The following is a 17,253-nucleotide window of genomic DNA, read 5'->3' as shown; positions in this document are numbered from 1 at the left end:
GCCCCAGCACCGCCGCCGTCAGGCCGCCACGCGCTGCACGTCGCGTAGGGCCGCTACCGGCTCGCGAGCCGGCAGATAGTGGGTCGAGAATACCAGCCGGCCCGCTGACCAGGTGTGACTGATCAAGGGCATGCCGCCGACCTGCGCCACCGCCACCAGATCCGCCCGCTGGCCCACGGCGATACGGCCGCGGTCGGCCAACCCGCAAGCGTCCGCGGGATTCGCCGTGACCAGCGCGATGGCCTGCGGCCACGTCAGGTCGGTCTGCGCGGCCACCGCAAACGCCGCGGCGATCAGCGTGGAGGGCTGATAGTCGGAACACAGGCAGCTGGCCACGCCGGCCCGGATGGCGTCGATGGCGCGCATCGATCCGCTCTGGCTCTGGCCCCGCAGCACGTTGGGTGCGCCCAGGATCGTTGGCAGGCCGCAAGACACCGCGGCACGCGCCGTGTCCAGCGTGATCGGGAATTCGCTCATCGCCACGCCCAGATTGCGCATGGTGGCAATGCGGTGGATGGAGTCGTCGTCGTGGCTGGCCGTGGGAATGCCCAGCGCCTGCGCATGCGACAGCAAGGCCTCCACCCGGCCGACCGCGCCGTCCTTGCCGCGCGTCTTGGCATGGGCAGCCTCTTCCGCCTGCTCGCGGCTCATTGCATGGTTGCCCATCATGTACTGAAGATAGGATTCCAGCGTCTTGAACTGCCCCTGGCCGGGCGAATGATCCATCACCGACAGCAGGTCCACCGCGCCCTCGTCCATCAAGGCGCGCAGCACGTCCACCGAGGTCTCATCGGTGACTTCGTAGCGGCAGTGCACACGGTTGTCGACGAGGCTGTGCTGACGGAAGGCGCGCACCGTGCGCACCACTTCCGCCGCCGTCTTGTTGTTGCGCACGCCCCATTCCTTGTTGGCGAACGACAGCGCGTGATAGGGCGTGGTGATGCCGGCCGCGGCGTTGCGGCGGTCCACCTGGGCCACCGCGAAGTCCAGCGGGAACAGCACGCGGGAACGCGGCTCGGCTTCCTTTTCAATGGCGTCGCAGTGCAGGTCGATCAGCCCGGGCATCAGCGTCTGGCCTTGCAGGTCGATCTCCCGGTCTGCCTTCGCGCCATCGGGATCGATGGCGACGATGCGGCCGTCGTCGATCAGCACAGCGCTGTTTTCCAGTACGCGGTCGGGCATGACCACGCGGGCATGGGTCAGGTAGGTGCTCAGCATGTCTACTCCAGGTCCGCCGTGGCGGGTTGCGCCGGACGCAAGGCCAGGGTCTGCGTTGCGACGGCATCGCGCACTTCGGCATCGTGGAAAATGCCCAGCAGGCAACGGCCCGCGGCCAGGGCTTCGTGGATCAGCTCGATCACGACGCGGCGATTGTCGGCGTCCAGTGACGCGGTGGGTTCGTCCAGCAACAGGATGGGATGGCGGGCGATGAAGCCACGCGCGATGTTCACGCGCTGCTGTTCACCCCCCGAAAACGTGGCCGGCGCCAGGCCCCACAGGCGTGGCGGCACATTCAAGCGCTGCAGCAGCGCGCCGGCCTGACTGCGGGCGTCCTCCGTATCCACGCCCGCCATGCGCAGCGGCTCGGCCACCACGTCCAGCGCCGACACGCGCGGGATGACCCGCAGGAACTGGCTGACGTAGCCGATGACGTCGCGGCGCAGCGCCAGGATGCGCTGCTCGGGCGCGCCCACCAGCTCCACCCATTCGCCGTGGGCCCGCACGCGGATGCTGCCCTCGGTGGCCAGATAGTTGCCGTACAGGCAGCGCAGCAGGGTACTTTTCCCGGTGCCCGACGGGCCGGCCAGCACCAGGCAATCGCCAGCGGCCGCGTCGAAATCCACAGCATCCAGCACGGGCAAGCGGATGCCGCCCTGGTTGTGCAGGGTGAACATCTTTCCGAGGCCCCGCACCTCGATCATGGGAGTGGTTTCGCGCATGTTCAGCTCTGCAGAATGGAAGACACCAGCAACTGGGTGTAGGGGTGTTGGGGATCGTCGAGAATCTGGTCGGTCAGCCCGCTTTCCACCACGACGCCGCCGCGCATCACCAGCGTGCGGTGCGCCAGCAACCGCGCCACGGCCAGGTCGTGCGTGACCACGATGGCGGCCAGCCCCAGGTCCGCCACCAGTTGGCGCAACAGGTCCAACAGGCGCGCCTGCACCGACACGTCCAGCGACGCGGTGGGCTCGTCCATGAACACCAGGCGCGGATGCGTCACCAGGTTGCGAGCGATCTGCAAGCGCTGCTGCATGCCGCCGGAAAACGACACCGGCGTGTCGTCCAGCCGGCCCGCGTCAATCTCCATTTTCTGCAGCCAGTTCCCCGCCACTTCACGCAGGTCGCCGTAGTGCCGGTCGCCGACCGCCATCAGACGTTCCGCGATGTTCGCGCCAGCGCTGACCTGCATGCGCAGGCCGTCGCGGGCGTTCTGACGAACGAAGCCCCAATCGGTGCGCGACAGCAAGCGCAACCGCGCGCCTTGCAGCGCGGCCAGATCGATGAAGCCCTGGTCACGCGTGTCGTACCAGACGCTGCCGGCATCCGGCTGGGTCTGGTACGACACGGCCGACAACAAGGTGCTTTTGCCCGAGCCGGACTCGCCGACCACGCACAGCACTTCGCCGGGATACAGGTCGAAGCTGACGTCGCGGCAGCCATGCACGCCGTCCCACGTGCGCGTCATGTTGCGCACGGAAAGCAAAGGTTGGGGAGTCATGCGGCGGCCTCGTTGTCGCGTTGCTGCGTCTGGCGGTGGTAGCAGTATTCCGTGTCCGAGCAGACGAAGCGGCGCGTGCCGGCGTCGTCCAGGATGATTTCATCCAGGAAGCTGTCGCGCGACCCGCACACGTCGCAGCATTCGCTCCACTTTTCTACCGTGAAAGGATGGTCTTCGAAGTCCAGGCTCTTGACCCGGGTGTAGGGCGGCACGGCGTACACGCGCTTTTCCCGGCCCGCGCCGAACAGCATCAGCGCCGGGTTGCCGTCCAGCTTGGGGTTGTCGAACTTGGGAATCGGCGACGGCCGCATCATGTAGCGGTCGTTCACGATGACCGGGTAGTCGTAGGTGGTGGCGATGTGGCCATGCTGTGCAATGTCTTCGTACAGCTTGACGTGCATGCCGCCGTATTCGGCCAGCGCATGCATCGTGCGGGTCTCGGTTTCGCTCGGTTCCAGCCAGCGCAGCGGTTCCGGGATCGGCACCTGGAATACCATTACCTGCCCTTCGGCAAGCGGCGTTTCGGGGATGCGGTGGCGTGTCTGCACGATGGTGGCGTCCGGCGTGGATTCCGTCGTCGCCACGCCCGTGACCCGCCCGAAGAAACGCCGGATGTTGATGGCGTTCGTGGTGTCGTCCGAGCCCTGATCGATGACCTTCAACACGTCGTCTTTGCCGATGATGGACGCAGTGACCTGGATGCCGCCCGTGCCCCAGCCATAGGGCAGCGGCATTTCGCGGCTGCCGAAGGGAACCTGGTAGCCCGGGATCGCCACGGCCTTGAGCAGCGCGCGGCGCAGCACGCGCTTGGTGGACTCGTCCAGATACGCGAAGTTGTAGTGGTCGTCGCGTTCGACCGTTGCGTGTTGTGCGCTCATGAGGAAACCGCCTCGTCCATCAGATCGTTGGTGGCCGGCTGGGGCGCGCCGCGTTCGGCGCGCATGCGGCGCAACAGTTCCAGGTTGGCCTGGAAGTCCACGTAATGCGGCAGCTTCAAGTGCTGCACGAAGCCCGAGGCCTCGACGTTGTCGCTGTGATAAAGCACGAACTCGTGGTCGTTGGCAGGAGAATCGGCGCGTTCGCCCAAGTCCTTCGCCTTCAACGCGCGGTCCACTAGCGCCATCGACATGGCCTTGCGTTCGCCATAGCCGAACGTCAGCCCGTAGCCCCGGGTGAACTTCGGCCCTTCTTCGGCATTGCCCGCGAACTGGCTGACCATCTGGCATTCGGTAATCTCGATTTCGCCGACGGTCACGGCAAACCCGAGTTCTTCAATGTGCATCTCGACTTCCAGCGTGCCGTAGCGGATCTCGGCGGCAAACGGGTGGGTGTTGCCATAACCACGCTGCGTCGAATACCCCATCGACAGCAAGAAGCCTTCGTCGGCGCGCGCCAGGTTCTGCAGGCGGGCGGCGCGCGACGCCGGAAAGTCCAGCGGCTGGCGGGTAAGGTCGAAGGGCTCGGGATCGCCTTCCGGCACCGCTTCGGCGTCGATCAGGTCGTCATGCGCCAACAGGTCGGTGACCCGCGGCATGTCGCTGTCCAGCGCCTGGTCTCCCGGCGGCAGCGCATCGGCTTCGCGCTGCGCCTCCAGCGAGAAATCCAGCAGACGCTGGGTGTAGTCGTAGGTCGGGCCCAGGATCTGGCCGCCGGGCACGTCCTTGAACGTGGACGAAATCCGGCGCTGCAGGCGCATCGCGCCCGTGTCGATTGGCTGCGTATAGCCGTAGCGCGATAGCGTCGTGCGATAGGCGCGCAGCAGGAACACCGCTTCGATCACATCGCCGGCGGCCTGCTTGAGCGCCAGCGAGGCCAGTTGCGGATCGTAGAGCGACCCTTCGGCCATGACGCGCGACACCGCCAGCGGCATCTGTTCGCGGATCTGGTCCAGGCTCAGCTCGGGGATCTCGCGATCGCCCCGCCGGTAGTCGTCCAGCATGCGGTAGGAATTCAGGATGGCGCGTTCGCCCCCTTTCACGGCGACATACATGTCAGTTCTCCACGCGCGTCGTGCGCGGCAATCCACACATCCGCCGTCCCTGCGTCAGGAACACATCGACGCCCAGCGGAAACCGTTGATGATTCAGGCGCCATTCGCGCCAGAAGCCGTCGGGAAGGCCATCGACCGACAGAGCCTGCCGCGTCTGGATGCCCGGACCGGACAGGGTGACAGCCTCACCCTCGGACAGGGACGCGACGTCCATCAGCAGCGTGGTGGACAAATCGGGATAGGCGGGGTCTCCCTGGTGGCAGGCGGACAAGGCCGGGGCGTCGCAGCCGGCCGGCACTGCCGCAAAACGCGCCAGCGCGGGCGAAGGCACGATGGGGCAGGCGCAATGAAAGCGCAGGAATGCCAGTACGTCGGCGCCCACGGTGCGCGGCAACCACAGCGGGGTATCCACGTCCACCAGCGTCAGCAGCAGCGCCGTCATCGCGGGCGACAGGCCCGCCGGCACGCCGGTTTCGGCGACGATCTGGTGGACACGCCCGGGATGCGCCAGGGCCTGCAAGGCCGTGCGGAAGGTGGTTTGCGCGTCGTTGACCGGATCGGCAAACCCGGGCAGGAGGCCGCGGCTGGCGGCCGGGGCATTCAGTATCTGTTGTTGCATGTCAGTCCTCGCCTCGCACCATCGTGAAGAACTCCACCTTGGTCTGCTCCGCCACCTGCGCCTGGCGCTCGACCCGATCGGCATGCTGGCGCGCCAGCGGCTGGATCAGGTGCGCCTGCACGGTGTCGTGCCAGTCCGGCAATTGCAGCAGCGCATCGGCCACGGCGGCTTGCTCGGCGTGCCGCAACGATCGGCCCTGCACATAGGCCACGCCGACCACGCCATCGCCCAGCGTGACGGCGCAACGTGTCACCGTCATTTCCCCCAGGTTGAAGCGCGCCCCCGTGCCGCCGCTGCGCGCCCGCACCATGGCCATGCCCGTCTGCGCCGGGCGCAACATCTGGTGCGCCGGCAAGTGGCCCAGGGCGCTGAAGGCCCCTTCCAGCGCGGCCGGACTGGCCAGCGACAGCACGCGCATCCAGGCGGCGCGCTGGGCGTTGGCCGCGTCCTGTCCTGCTAGTGAGTGATCCATTATTTCCTCTACACGTCTAGACGACTGGATGAAGTATGATCGCTCCGAATTCCAAGTTCAACAGCCTGGCGTGAATTTTTGATGACAGTTGCGGCATCTGTGCACCGCCTATCCTGCGGCCTCCGCATCAGGCACAATCACAGCCATTCTTCATGAAGCTGATGTGACAGCACGAGCGCACCCTATGGTTGAAAGAGGTTCCGGCATCGCCGTCTGGCGGCAAATCGGCGAGTCCCTGGCGGACGACATCCGCAACAAGCTCTACATGGCAGGCGAACAACTGCCGTCCGAGCCGGAGCTGGCCGCCAAGTTTTCCGTCAATCGCCACACCATCCGGCGCGCCATGGGCGAGCTCGAGCAAAGCGGCCTGGTCCGGATCGAACAGGGACGCGGCACCTTCGTGCAGGAACACGCCATCGATTACGCCATCGGCAAGCGCACGCGCTTTTCCGAGAACCTGCGCAGCCAGGGCGTGCTGGGCCACCTGGAAGCCTTGGGCAGCCAAACGCTGCGCGCGGCCGACATCGCCAAGCATCTGGGGCTGGCCCGCTCGGCGCCGCTGTTGCGCGTGCAGATGGTCGGCAAGGCTGAAAACCGCCCGATCAGCGCATCCGAACACTTCTTCGACGAAAAGCGTTTTCCGGACTTCGCGGACCGCCTGACCGCGCTGCGTTCGGTGTCCAAGGTCTATGCCCACTACGGCATCGGAGACTACACGCGCAAATGGTCGCGCATCACCGCCGCGCTGCCCACGCCCGAAGTCGCCCGCCTGCTGGGCCAGCCCAAGACGCGGCCAATCCTTCAGGTGGAAGCGCTGAACGTGGACCAGGAAGGCGCCCCGCTGCAATACAGCATCACGCGCTTCGTGGGCGACCTCGTGCAGTTGATGGTGGCCGACGAAAGCTAGACGGCCAGGCCATCGCCGCCGGGAAACGCCGGCGGCGATGGGTACGACAAGGGTTTGAAAGCAACAACACACATCTAGACATCTGGTTGTCATGCAGAATCGATAACGTCACACCATGAACTCACACGCCCCCTCGCCCCTGGCCGGTGTCACAGGCCAACGCATCCTGACGCCGCGCGGCGTCGAACAAGCCAGTCTGCGCTTTCATGGCGGGCTGATCGACGACAGCGGCGCCACGCCCGCCCGTGGTGCCCCCTGGTTCGACGCCGGCGACCTGTTGGTACTGCCCGGCATCGTCGATCTGCATGGCGACGCCTTCGAGCGCGCCATCATGCCCCGGCCCAGTGTCACCTTCCCCTATGACAGCGCGCTGTTCGACGTCGACCGCCAACTGCTGGCCAACGGCATCACCACCGAATTCCATGGCGTGACCCTGTCCTGGGAAGGCGGCTTGCGCGGCGAGGCCTATGCCGAGCGCATGTTCGACGCGCTGGAACGCATGCAACACATGATGGGCGCGCGGCACTACGTGCACCTGCGCTTCGAGACCCACCACGTGGGCGGTGTCGATCTGGCCCAGCAGTGGATCCGCGACGGCCGCGTGCGCTTCCTGGCGCTGAACGACCACCTGCCCAGTATGGCGCGCCGCCTGGGCGATGACCGCAAGCTGATGCAATACGCCAGCCGCGCCGAATGCGACCTGGACACCTTCCAGGAACGCATCCGCGCCGCGATGTCCGCCGCCGACTCCGTGGCCGATGCCATGCGCGAACTCACCGCCTGCGCGCAGGCGGCCGGCTTGAAAGTGGCCTCGCACGACGACCCTGACGCCGCCACGCGCCGCTACTACCATCAGTTGGGCTGCGGCGTCGCGGAGTTTCCGCTGACCCGCGAAGCCGCCGGCGTCGCCCGCGACCTGGGCAACTCCGTCGTCTTCGGCGCGCCCAACGTGGTGCGCGGCGGCAGCCACACCGGCGCGCCGAGCGCCACCGAGATGGTGCGCGACGGCCTGTGCGACATCCTGACGTCCGACTACTACTACCCCGCCCCGCTGGCCGCCGTCATGCGGCTGGTGCATGACGGCGTGCTGCCGCTGGCGCAAGCTTGGAATCTGGTGTCGATGAACCCTGCGCGCGCCGCCGGCCTGAAAGACCGCGGCGCATTGACGCCGGGCCTGATCGCCGACGCCATCGTGGTGGACGATCAGGTGGCCGGACTGCCGCGCGTGGTCGCCGCCATTGTCGGCGGCGAACTGCGCTACGCGACCCGCGTATTCGGCCACGACAACAGCTTGCGCATGGCGGCCTGACCATGCCGCTCGCCCATCGCTACGCCTTGTACCTGGCGCCCACCGGCCCGTGGCGCGAACATGGCAGCCGCTGGCTGGGCCGCTGCGCCGATACCGGCGCGCCGCTGACGCCCCCGCCCGGCCAGCCCGAGTCCGCCCGCGCCTGGACGGAGGCGCCGCGCCATTACGGCCTGCACGCCACCTTGAAGCCGCCCTTCCGCCTGCGGGCAGGCGCTACGCCGCAAGCGGTGGACGCCGCCGCGCGGGAACTGGCCGGCGGCATCGCCCCCTTCGAAGTCGAACTCGAATGCGAAACGCTGCGCGGCTTTCTCGCCTGGCGCATCGCGGAATCCGACACGCAGGGCCAGGCCCGTATACAGGCCCTGGCCGACGCCGCCGTGCGCGGCCTGGACGACCTGCGCGCGCCGCCCACGCCAGAGGAAATCGCGCGCCGCCAGCCGCAATCGCTACCGCCCGAACAGCAGGCCATGCTGGCGCGCTGGGGCTACCCCTACGTGTTCGACACCTACACGTTCCACATCACCCTGACCGGCAAGCTGGCGGGCGATGCGCTGGAGCAGGCGCAACGCGGCATCGCCGCCTTTGCGGATCCGTTGCGCGGACAGGCCATGGCGGTGCCCGGCATCAGCGTCTACGTCCAGCCCGAACCCGGCGCCGATTTCGTCGCGGCGCGCCACTACCACTTCGACGGCACGCACACCGACGCCGTCGGCGCGGACTACCTGCAAGGGCCGCCCGCGCCATGAACCGACCGGCTCCGGCCTCGCCCGCCGACGGCGCGCGGCTGATCTACCTGATGGGCGCATCGGGTAGCGGCAAGGACACCTTGCTGCGGCTGCTGCGCGCCCATCTAAAAGACGGCGAACCCGTCCTGGTCGCGCACCGCTACATCACCCGCGACAGCGGCGACACCGAAGACGCGCTGCGCCTGACCCCCGAAGAATTCGCCCGCCGCGCGGCGCTGGGCTGCTTCGCGCTGCGCTGGGCCAGCCATGGGCTGCACTACGGCATCGGCATCGAAATCGATACCTGGCTGGCTTGCGGCGCGGCCGTCATCATCAACGGGTCGCGCGCGCACCTCGAAGCGGCGCATGCCCGCTATCCGGCATTGACGGCCGTGGAAGTCACCGTGGATCCCGCCCTGCTTGCGCGCCGCCTGGCGGGCCGCGGGCGCGAAAGCGCCGAGCAGATCGCGCAACGGCTATCGCGCGCCACGCAGGCCTTTGCCGTGCCGCAAGCGTGCCGGCTGGCGCAAGTCAGCAATAACGGCGCGCCAGAATCGGCTGCCGCCGCCTTGCTGACGATCGCGCGGGAACAACTGGCCCGCTAGTACGGCTCAGGCCTTCGGCGGGCTGCCGCAACGTTCCAGCAAGATCTCCGAAAAACGCTCTTCGGCCGCCAGCGGCTGCTCGCGCTTGCGCCGGATCAGGTTGATGGGCGGCAGCTCCCAACCGAAGTCCCAGGGCACCATGCCCAGCTTGCCGCGTTGGCAGAGTTCCCGCGCGATGTCTTCGGGCACGACTGAGATCAGCGCCTCGTTCATCGTCAGCATGCCTTCGATCACGTCGGTGGAGTACGCCTCCAGCACCGGCGACGGCGGGCGCAGCCCGGCGCGGATGAAGTGCTCCATGATCAGTTGCCGCGTGGGCGTGTTGGCCGCCGGCAATACCCAGTCCATGGACGCCACGGCGGGCCAGTCCGGCGCGCGCCGGGCCAGGCGCTGCGCCAGGCGGCTGTGCGCGATCAGGCGCGGGCGCTGGTGGTACAGCACCCGGTGCATCAGATCGTCCAGCGCCACCGTGGACGTCGCGCGGCTGATGATGCAGTCCAGCTCATGCCGGCGCAGCATCGGCACCAGATGATCCGTGGTGGCGCGGTGCAGGGTCAGCGTCACCCCGTGGCCTTGATGCAGTTGACTGATGGCAGCCGTCAGCAAGGCGCTGGACACGTACGGCACCACGCCCACGTTCAGGTGCGCGGAACGGCCCGCATGCAGGGCCTCGACTTCGCGCGCCCACAGGTCCAGATCGCTCTGCATGTGGCGCGCCCGCAGCAGGGCCAGCTCTCCCAGCGGCGTGGCCTGCAGGCCGCGCCCGCTGCGCAGGAAGAGCGGCGCGCCGAAGATGTCCTCCAGCTCGGCCAGCGCCTTGGTGACGGCGGGCTGGCTGATGCCGGTGGCGGCGGCCACCCGGGTCAGCGAGCCATGCTTGGCGATGTTGGTCAACAGCGCCAGGTGGCGGTGCTTCAGGCGGTTGGCCAGTCGGGCGGCATCCCAGCTCATGGATTTCTCTATAACCAAATGGTTATTCAATTATGCCAACAAAGCTAAATCAAGTTATTTCTCGATCCTATACTTCCATCCACTTTCCCTCGCCGCCAGTTACCGTCAAATGAGCGACTCTTTCACCACCCGTCCAGAAATCCGCGGCACCTTCGGGGTCGTGTCGTCCACGCACTGGCTGGCCTCGCAAGTCGCGATGGGCGTGCTGGAGCGCGGCGGTAACGCCTATGACGCCGCCGTGGCGGGCGGCTTCACCTTGCAGATCGTGGAACCGCACCTCAATGGGCCGGGCGGCGAAGTGCCCATTCTGTTCTGGAGCGAACGCGAACAGCGCATGCGCGCGCTCTGCGGCCAGGGGCCCGCCCCCGCCCTGGCCACGCCCGCCTACTTCCGCGACCTGGGCGTGGAACAGGTACCCGGCATCGGACTGCTGCCGGCCACCGTGCCCGGCGCGTTCGGCGCCTGGCTCACCCTGCTGCGCGACTACGGCACCTGGGAACTGGCCGACGTGCTGCAACCGGCCATCGACTACGCGCGCAACGGCTTTCCGCTGGTGCCCCGCGTGTCGCAGGCCATCCTGGCCGTGCAAGCCTTGTTCCGCGACGAATGGACCACTTCCCGCGACGTCTGGCTGCCCGAAGGCCGCGTGCCCGCGCCCGACACTCTGTTCCGCACGCCCGCCATCGCCGCCACCTACACCCGCATCCTGGACGAGGCGCATGCCGCCAGCAGCGACCGCCGCGGCCGCATCGATGCGGCGCTCAATGGCTGGTACCGTGGTTTCGTCGCCGACGCCATCGACGCCTACTACACCCAGGAATCCGTCCGCGACACCACCGGCCAACTCAACCGCGGGCTGCTGCGCAAAGCCGACCTGGCCGACTGGCGCGCCACTTACGACGAACCCGCCACCACGCAGTACGGCCGCTACACCGTCGCCAAATGCGGCGTCTGGTCGCAAGGGCCCGTACATCTGCAACAGTTGGCGATGCTGCGGCATTTGGGCGTTGACGGCCTGGACCCCACATCGCCGCAATTCGTGCACCGCATCGCTGAAGTCGCCAAACTCGCCTTCGCCGACCGCGCCGCCTGGTATGGCGACCCTGATTTCGTGCAGGTGCCGCTTGCCGCGTTGCTCAGCGACGCGTATGCGCAGCAACGCGCCGCCGGCATCGGCTCAAGGGCGTCCACGACACTGCAACCGGGCAGCCCCGCCGGCATCGCGCCCCGCCTGCCCGACCTGGCCGCCGCCGATCGCACGCTGGCTGCCTCCGACATCCGCTTCGGCGTAGGAGAGCCTACGTTTGCAGCCCTGCCGCCGGTGGCGGAATGGGCCGCCCGCGAAATCTTCGTGGGCGACACCTGCCAGATCGACGTCATCGACCGCGACGGCAACATGGTGGCCGCCACGCCTTCGGGTGGCTGGCTGTCGTCCAGCCCGGTCGTGTCGGGGCTGGGCTTCCCCTTGACGACCCGCCTGCAGATGACCTGGCTGGACGAAGGCGTAGCGGGCCAGTTGCAGCCGGGCAAGCGCCCTTGCACCACCTTGTCGCCCGGCCTGGTGCTGCGCGACGGGCAACCCTATATGGCGTTCGGCACACCGGGCGGCGACCAGCAGGACCAATGGACCGTGGCGTTCTTCCTGCGCCATGCGATGGGCATGAACCTGCAGGAAGCCATCGACGCGCCTTCCTGGCACATCGACCACTTCCCGGGTTCGTTCTGGCCGCGCACGCTGACGCTGAATCGCCTGACGGTCGAGTCCCGCTTGCCTGAAACCACCATCCAGGCGCTGCGCGATGCCGGCCACGAGGTCAAGGTCGGACCCGCGTGGTCCGAAGGCCGCATCAGCGCCTGCACACGCGAACCCGCAGCGGACGGCGCATTGCTGCTGCGCGCCGGCGCCAATCCGCGCGGCATGCAGGGCTATGCGGTCGGCCGATGATCTTCATCAACCAGTTCCATTCCAGCCGGCGTCCAGACCGGCACTTGCACAAGGGGTAATTACCATGACACTGCGATTCAAACGACTGTTGCGCGCATGCGCGTTCGGCCTGGCGCTGGCCGCGCCCGCGCTGTCCCAGGCAGCCTGGCCGGAAAAGCCCATCACGCTGATCGTGCCGTGGGCCGCGGGCGGCTCCACCGACATCCTGGCGCGCGTGCTGTCCGAGGGGCTGACCCAGTCGCTGGGCCAGTCCGTGATCGTCGAAAACCGCTCGGGCGCCTCGGGCAACATCGGCACGACCTTCGTGGCCCGCGCCAAGCCCGACGGCTACACGCTGCTGGTGGGCTCGATGAGCACCCACACCATGAACCAGGCGCTGTACTCCAACATGCCGTTCGACGGCGTGAAGGACTTCACGCCCATCGCTGAACTGGCGCTGGTGACCAACACGATGGTGGTCCACCCGTCGGTGCCCGCCACCAACCTGAAGGAATTCATCGCCTACGTGAAAGAGCGCCCGGACACGGTCGCCTACGCGTCCGCGGGCCAAGGCTCCACCAACCACCTGAGCGCCGCGCTGTTCGAGAAAGCCGCCGGTGTGAAGATGATGCACATCCCCTATCGCGGCGGCGCACCGGCCGTGCTGGACACGGTGGCCGGCCGCACGCAGGTGCTGTTCAGCGCCGGCACGCAGACGCTGCCGCACGTGCAGACGGGCAAGCTGAAACTGCTGGCCGTCACCGAGGAAAAGCGCTCGCCGCTCTTGCCCGACGTGCCTACGGTCGCCGAAACACTGCCGGGTTATGAGCTGTCGGTCTGGTACGGAGCGTTCGGCCCCGCCGGCATGCCGCCCGAACTGACCGCGCGCCTGAACCGCGAGATCAACCTGATCCTCAAGCGCCCCGACGTCATCAAGAAGATGGGCGACATGGGCGTGCTGCTGACCGAGACCACGCCGGAGCAATTCGGCCAGATCCTCACGCGCGACGCGGACAAGTACGGCAAGCTGATCAAGGAATTGGGGATCACCGCGGAATGATGGGCAACGCGACTTTGCAGCAACCCGCGCCGGCAGGCGTGCAGGCGGTCGCGCGGGCTTACGCCACCGCCGATGCGGTGGCCGCCTTGCAGGCCATCGACGCCCACGCCCGCACCGCGCTCGGCCACGCGCTGTGCACCGTCAACCGCTACGACGCCGACGCCATGCGCGTCGTGCGCCTGTACAGCTCGAATCCGCAGGCCTATCCGCCCGGCGGCAGCAAGGACAAGAGCGGCACGCCCTGGGGCCGCCACGTCCTGCTTGAACACCGCGTGTTCGTGGGCGAAGGCGAAGCGGCGATACGCGAATTCTTCAACGACCACGACGCGATCCGAGAGCTGGGGCTGCAATCGGTGATCAACATCCCGGTCATCTACGGCGGCGAATGCCTGGGTACCGTCAACTTCCTGATGCCACGCGCCAAGGTCTCGGAAGCGGACATCGACCACGCCCGCCTGGCCGGCCTGCTGGCGCTGCCGGCGTTCCTGGCGCTGCGCGCCGCAAGCTAGGGCGCAGTGCGATACTGGCCCGCAGCAGCGGCGGGCCAGTATAGCTAGATCAACGCCCGGCGTATGCGGGACGACAGCATGTCGATCACGACCACGAACGCCACGATGATGATCATCACCGCGCAGGTTTCCGCGTAACGGAAGCTGCGGATGATTTCCCACAACACGGTTCCGATGCCGCCCGCACCCACGATACCCACCACCGAGGCCGAGCGCACGTTCGATTCGAAGCGGTACAGCGAATACGAGATCCACAGCGGCAGCACTTGCGGGATCACGCCGTAGACGATTTCTTCCAGCGCGTTCGCACCCGTGGCCCGCACGCCTTCGACCGGACGCGGGTCGATGGCTTCAACCGCTTCCGAAAACAGCTTGGCCAGCACGCCCGTCGTGTGGACCCACAAAGCCAGCACGCCTGCAAAGGGGCCCAGGCCCACGGCCACGATGAACAGCATCGCGAACACCATCTCGTTGATGGCGCGGCAGGCGTCCATCAGGCGGCGCATCGGCTGGTAGACCCAGGCCGGCACCATGTTCGACGAGCACAGCAGGCCCAGCGGCACGGCCACCACGATGGCGAGGAACGTGCCCCACACGGCGATCTGTACCGTCACGATCATTTCGTCCAGGTACATGCGCCAGTCGCGGAAATTGGGCGGGAAGAAGTCGGCGGCAAACTGGGCCATGTTGCCCGAGTCGCGCAGCAGATCCAGAGGCCGCATGTCCGCGCCTCGCCACGACATGACAAGCAGCGCAAGCACGACGGCCCAGACAAGAAGGACCGGCAGCGACGAGCGCGGCGCGGCAGGCAGGCGGGAGGGATGGGTGGCTAGGTTCATGGAGAAAGGCGATCCGCTGGAAGGCATTCGGAGGTCAGGCGCTGGCGCGTCAGGCGACGCGCCAGCGTGTTGCGGCAAGGCTTACTGCTTGGAGGAGGCGGGCTGGCCCAGGCTGGCCAGCTTGCCATCCAGTTCCGCCAGTTGCTTCTGCTTTTCAGCCTGGCCCAGCGTGCTGTCGGCTTCGACCTTGGCCTTTTCACGGGCCAGTTCGATCTGGCGGATCGGCACGAGCTGCTGGTTGTCGGACGCGCGGAAGCCCTGATACGTCAGCGCCTTCAGGTTGGCCATTTCGCGCTCGGCGTCCTTGCCCTTGCCGTAGTTGACGAAGAAGTCGCGAATGCGGCCCTTCAGGTCGGCAGGCAGGTCCGTGCGCATGACAAGCGGATCCGCCGGGATCAGCGGCGACTTCCACAGCACGCGCACGCTGTCGTTGGCATCCTTGCCGGTGTTCAGGCGATAGCGTTCCAGCGCCTCGGTGTTGTTGACCGCGACATCCACCTGCTTGTTGATGACCGACAGCAGATTGGCTTCGTGGTTGCTGGCGCGCACCGTCTTGAAGAAGGTCTTGGGTTCGATCTTGTTGGCGGCCCACAGGTAGTAGCCAGGCACCGCAGTGCCGGACGTGGAGTTGGGGTCGCCCGCGCCGTAGCTCAGCTTGCCGCCGTTCTTCAACACGTCGTCCAGCGTCTTCAGGTTGCTGTCCTTGTTGACGATCAGGAGCGACCAGTAGCCGGGGTTGCCATCCTTGTCGATCACCGAGGCGAACACCTCGCCCTTGGCGCGGTCCACGGCTTCGATGGCCGACTTGTTGCCGAACCAGCCCAACTGCACCTTGTTGAAGCGCATGCCTTCGATGATGCCCGCGTAGTCCGACGCGAAGAAGGGCTTGACCGGCACGCCGATGGCGCGGCTCAGGTCGTCGATGACGGGCTGCCAGACGGACTTCAGGTTGGTCGACGACTCGGTCGAGATGATGCCGAAGTTCAACGTCTTGGCGTCTTGCGCGTAGGCCTGCGTGGACAACGCGGCGGCGGCGATCAGGGTGACGAAGGTTCTGCGTAGCATGGATGACTCCGGGGTATGTAGGGGCAGAGAGGTCGGGACAATGAAGGCGAAGGCGGCCTCAGGCCGCCTGCGCCAGCTGGGACAGCGGCGCCAGGCCCGGCATGGACGGCGCGTGGGACGAATATTCGGGAAGCAGCTCGCTCAGTTCGGAGCCGTACAGGTCGCGCAGCATTTCCGGGGTGAGGTCGGCGGCGCGGCCGTCATAGACCACCTTGCCGTGGCGCAGCGCCACCACGCGGGGGCAATAGCGCAGCGCCACGTCGACCTGGTGCAGCGACACCACCACCGCCACTTTGCGGCTGCGGTTGATCTGGGCCAGCGTGTCCATGACGCGGCGCGACGACTCCGGGTCCAGCGACGCGATGGGTTCGTCGGCCAGGATCACGCGGGCGTTCTGCACCAGCGTGCGGGCAATCGCCGCGCGCTGCTGCTGGCCGCCCGAGAGCGTCGACGCGCGCTGAAATGCATAGTCGTCTATACCAACCTGGGCAAGCGCGTCCAGGCCCTGGCGTACTTCGGCGCGCAGGAACCAGCGGGTCAGGCTGCGCCACAGCGGCACGCGCGGCAGCATGCCGGTCAGGACATTGGTAATGACCGGCAGGCGGCCCACCAGATTGAATTGCTGGAACACGAAACCGATGCCGGCGCGCGCAGCGCGCACATTGCGGCTCAAGCGGCCGTTCTGCTGGATCTGCTGGCCATTGACCTTGACGCTGCCCTGGCCCGCGTCGCCGGCGACAAAGCCCGCCAAGTGGCGCAGCAGCGTGGATTTGCCCGAGCCGGATGCGCCCAGCAAAGCCACCATTTCCCCGTCGGCCACTTGCAGGCTGACGTTGTCCAGCGCCTTGGCCCCGGCCTGGAACGTCTTGCTCAAGTTGTGCACTTCGATGGCGTACGTCATCGTCTGATCCCCTTGTCTGTGGTCATTGCGGCATTCTGTTTTCGCCGCATGACAGCGCGATGACCTGGGGATCGAATCATTTGCCAGAAAATAAGGGGTCAGCAACAGACTGAAAGACCTCCGTCATAAATGGCCCGGCGCGCGCGTTGCGTGGCCTTGCAGCGCGGGTATATTCGAATTGTTCTCCCCACTTGCCTGGCGCTCATCATGATCAAAGGTTCCTGCCTGTGCGGCCGCGTTGCTTACGAGATCAACGGCCCTCTCACCGACGCCCTGAATTGCCATTGCGTCATGTGCCGCAAGTCCCACGGCGCCGCCTTCCGCAGCCGAGCGTCGGTTCAAGCCTCCGATTTCCAATGGACGAAGGGCGAGAACCACGTCACCTGGTATGCCTCGTCGCCTGGCAACTATCGCGGCTTCTGCGAGGCCTGCGGCACGCCGCTGCTCAGCCGCTTCGACCAGACGCCGGATACCTACGGCCTGCCCCTGGGCGCGCTGGACGACGATCCGGGCGTCAAGCCCACCGCGCACTGCCACGTGGCCGACAAGGCGCCCTGGTTCGACATCACGGACGGCTTGCCGCAGTACCCCCATGAATTCCAGGGGGTAGGCGAAGCCAGCAAAGAGGCCGTTACATAAAAACTCAACCGAGTGGTTG

General features: G+C 67.0%; 19 protein-coding genes. 8 read left to right on the top strand and 11 right to left on the bottom strand.

The annotated features are described in order from the left end of the window. Positions 1–18: 18 nt before the first annotated feature. Genes AC3WMU_RS18050 through phnG form a run of 7 tightly spaced genes read right to left on the bottom strand, consistent with a single transcriptional unit; the run spans position 19 to position 5,800 of the window. Entirely contained in the window at positions 19–1,218 is a 1,200-nt protein-coding gene (locus tag AC3WMU_RS18050) for an alpha-D-ribose 1-methylphosphonate 5-triphosphate diphosphatase (protein WP_492282764.1), read from the bottom strand. Between the two features lie 2 nt (positions 1,219–1,220). Beyond that, a complete protein-coding gene (phnL, locus tag AC3WMU_RS18045; protein WP_006222786.1) occupies positions 1,221–1,940 on the bottom strand; it encodes a phosphonate C-P lyase system protein PhnL in 720 nt (239 codons plus the stop codon). A 2-nt stretch (positions 1,941–1,942) separates the two neighbouring features. After that, positions 1,943–2,719 (bottom strand): phosphonate C-P lyase system protein PhnK, encoded by a 777-nt coding sequence (phnK, locus tag AC3WMU_RS18040; protein ID WP_280029612.1) that lies wholly within the window; start codon positions 2,717–2,719, stop codon positions 1,943–1,945. After that, on the bottom strand, positions 2,716–3,597 hold the full coding sequence (locus AC3WMU_RS18035) for an alpha-D-ribose 1-methylphosphonate 5-phosphate C-P-lyase PhnJ (RefSeq protein WP_492282763.1): 882 nt from the start codon (positions 3,595–3,597) through the stop codon (positions 2,716–2,718). The genes phnK and AC3WMU_RS18035 overlap by 4 nt, the downstream gene beginning before the upstream one ends. After that, positions 3,594–4,709 carry a carbon-phosphorus lyase complex subunit gene (locus AC3WMU_RS18030; protein ID WP_006222783.1) on the bottom strand — a complete coding sequence of 372 codons (1,116 nt, stop codon included), beginning with the start codon at positions 4,707–4,709 and terminating at the stop codon, positions 3,594–3,596. The genes AC3WMU_RS18035 and AC3WMU_RS18030 overlap by 4 nt, the downstream gene beginning before the upstream one ends. 1 nt (position 4,710) lies before the next feature. Then, complete coding sequence (gene phnH, locus AC3WMU_RS18025) at positions 4,711–5,328, bottom strand: phosphonate C-P lyase system protein PhnH (protein ID WP_006222782.1); 618 nt, start codon at positions 5,326–5,328, stop codon at positions 4,711–4,713. A gap of 1 nt (position 5,329) precedes the next feature. Continuing rightward, positions 5,330–5,800, bottom strand: a complete 471-nt coding sequence (gene phnG / locus AC3WMU_RS18020; RefSeq protein WP_280029620.1) for a phosphonate C-P lyase system protein PhnG — start codon at positions 5,798–5,800, stop codon at positions 5,330–5,332. A gap of 184 nt (positions 5,801–5,984) precedes the next feature. On the opposite strand from phnG, the gene phnF reads away from it, so the two are divergent. From phnF to phnN, 4 genes are all read left to right on the top strand, one after another. Then, the gene (gene phnF / locus AC3WMU_RS18015; RefSeq protein WP_006222780.1) at positions 5,985–6,707 is read left to right on the top strand and encodes a phosphonate metabolism transcriptional regulator PhnF; all 723 of its coding nucleotides are present in this window, start codon (positions 5,985–5,987) and stop codon (positions 6,705–6,707) included. A gap of 115 nt (positions 6,708–6,822) precedes the next feature. Next, positions 6,823–8,016: an alpha-D-ribose 1-methylphosphonate 5-triphosphate diphosphatase gene (locus tag AC3WMU_RS18010; RefSeq protein ID WP_427957518.1), complete on the top strand. Its 1,194-nt coding sequence runs from the start codon at positions 6,823–6,825 to the stop codon at positions 8,014–8,016. A gap of 2 nt (positions 8,017–8,018) precedes the next feature. Then, positions 8,019–8,762 (top strand): DUF1045 domain-containing protein, encoded by a 744-nt coding sequence (locus AC3WMU_RS18005; protein WP_492282762.1) that lies wholly within the window; start codon positions 8,019–8,021, stop codon positions 8,760–8,762. Beyond that, positions 8,759–9,346 (top strand): phosphonate metabolism protein/1,5-bisphosphokinase (PRPP-forming) PhnN, encoded by a 588-nt coding sequence (phnN, locus tag AC3WMU_RS18000; protein WP_492282761.1) that lies wholly within the window; start codon positions 8,759–8,761, stop codon positions 9,344–9,346. The genes AC3WMU_RS18005 and phnN overlap by 4 nt, the downstream gene beginning before the upstream one ends. Positions 9,347–9,352: 6 nt before the next feature. On the opposite strand, the gene AC3WMU_RS17995 is transcribed toward phnN, so the two are convergent. Continuing rightward, positions 9,353–10,297, bottom strand: a complete 945-nt coding sequence (locus AC3WMU_RS17995; RefSeq protein ID WP_427957521.1) for a LysR family transcriptional regulator — start codon at positions 10,295–10,297, stop codon at positions 9,353–9,355. 109 nt (positions 10,298–10,406) lie between these two features. Here AC3WMU_RS17995 and AC3WMU_RS17990 point away from each other — a divergent pair, with 109 nt between their 5' ends. From AC3WMU_RS17990 to AC3WMU_RS17980, 3 genes are all read left to right on the top strand, one after another. Further along, positions 10,407–12,242, top strand: a complete 1,836-nt coding sequence (locus tag AC3WMU_RS17990) for a gamma-glutamyltransferase family protein (RefSeq protein WP_492282760.1) — start codon at positions 10,407–10,409, stop codon at positions 12,240–12,242. A 64-nt stretch (positions 12,243–12,306) separates the two neighbouring features. Next, the gene (locus AC3WMU_RS17985) at positions 12,307–13,281 is read left to right on the top strand and encodes a Bug family tripartite tricarboxylate transporter substrate binding protein (RefSeq protein ID WP_280029629.1); all 975 of its coding nucleotides are present in this window, start codon (positions 12,307–12,309) and stop codon (positions 13,279–13,281) included. After that, positions 13,278–13,790, top strand: a complete 513-nt coding sequence (locus AC3WMU_RS17980) for a GAF domain-containing protein (RefSeq protein ID WP_424625165.1) — start codon at positions 13,278–13,280, stop codon at positions 13,788–13,790. The genes AC3WMU_RS17985 and AC3WMU_RS17980 overlap by 4 nt, the downstream gene beginning before the upstream one ends. A gap of 44 nt (positions 13,791–13,834) precedes the next feature. Here AC3WMU_RS17980 and phnE read toward each other — a convergent pair whose 3' ends face one another. The 3 genes from phnE to phnC all read right to left on the bottom strand — a co-directional run bounded on the left by phnE (position 13,835) and on the right by phnC (position 16,595). Continuing rightward, positions 13,835–14,629 carry a phosphonate ABC transporter, permease protein PhnE gene (gene phnE / locus AC3WMU_RS17975; protein WP_006222771.1) on the bottom strand — a complete coding sequence of 265 codons (795 nt, stop codon included), beginning with the start codon at positions 14,627–14,629 and terminating at the stop codon, positions 13,835–13,837. Between the two features lie 81 nt (positions 14,630–14,710). Continuing rightward, positions 14,711–15,694: a phosphonate ABC transporter substrate-binding protein gene (phnD, locus tag AC3WMU_RS17970; RefSeq protein WP_280029636.1), complete on the bottom strand. Its 984-nt coding sequence runs from the start codon at positions 15,692–15,694 to the stop codon at positions 14,711–14,713. Positions 15,695–15,752: 58 nt separating this feature from the next. After that, positions 15,753–16,595 (bottom strand): phosphonate ABC transporter ATP-binding protein, encoded by an 843-nt coding sequence (gene phnC / locus AC3WMU_RS17965; RefSeq protein WP_454677631.1) that lies wholly within the window; start codon positions 16,593–16,595, stop codon positions 15,753–15,755. Between the two features lie 207 nt (positions 16,596–16,802). On the opposite strand from phnC, the gene AC3WMU_RS17960 reads away from it, so the two are divergent. Beyond that, positions 16,803–17,234, top strand: a complete 432-nt coding sequence (locus tag AC3WMU_RS17960) for a GFA family protein (RefSeq protein WP_006222768.1) — start codon at positions 16,803–16,805, stop codon at positions 17,232–17,234. The last annotated feature ends 19 nt before the right edge of the window (positions 17,235–17,253 follow it).

Source organism: Achromobacter sp. FW305-C-13, assembly GCF_058783475.1.
The sequence above is the reverse complement of the archived record's forward strand: the minus strand, read 5'-3'. Positions and strand labels throughout refer to the sequence as shown.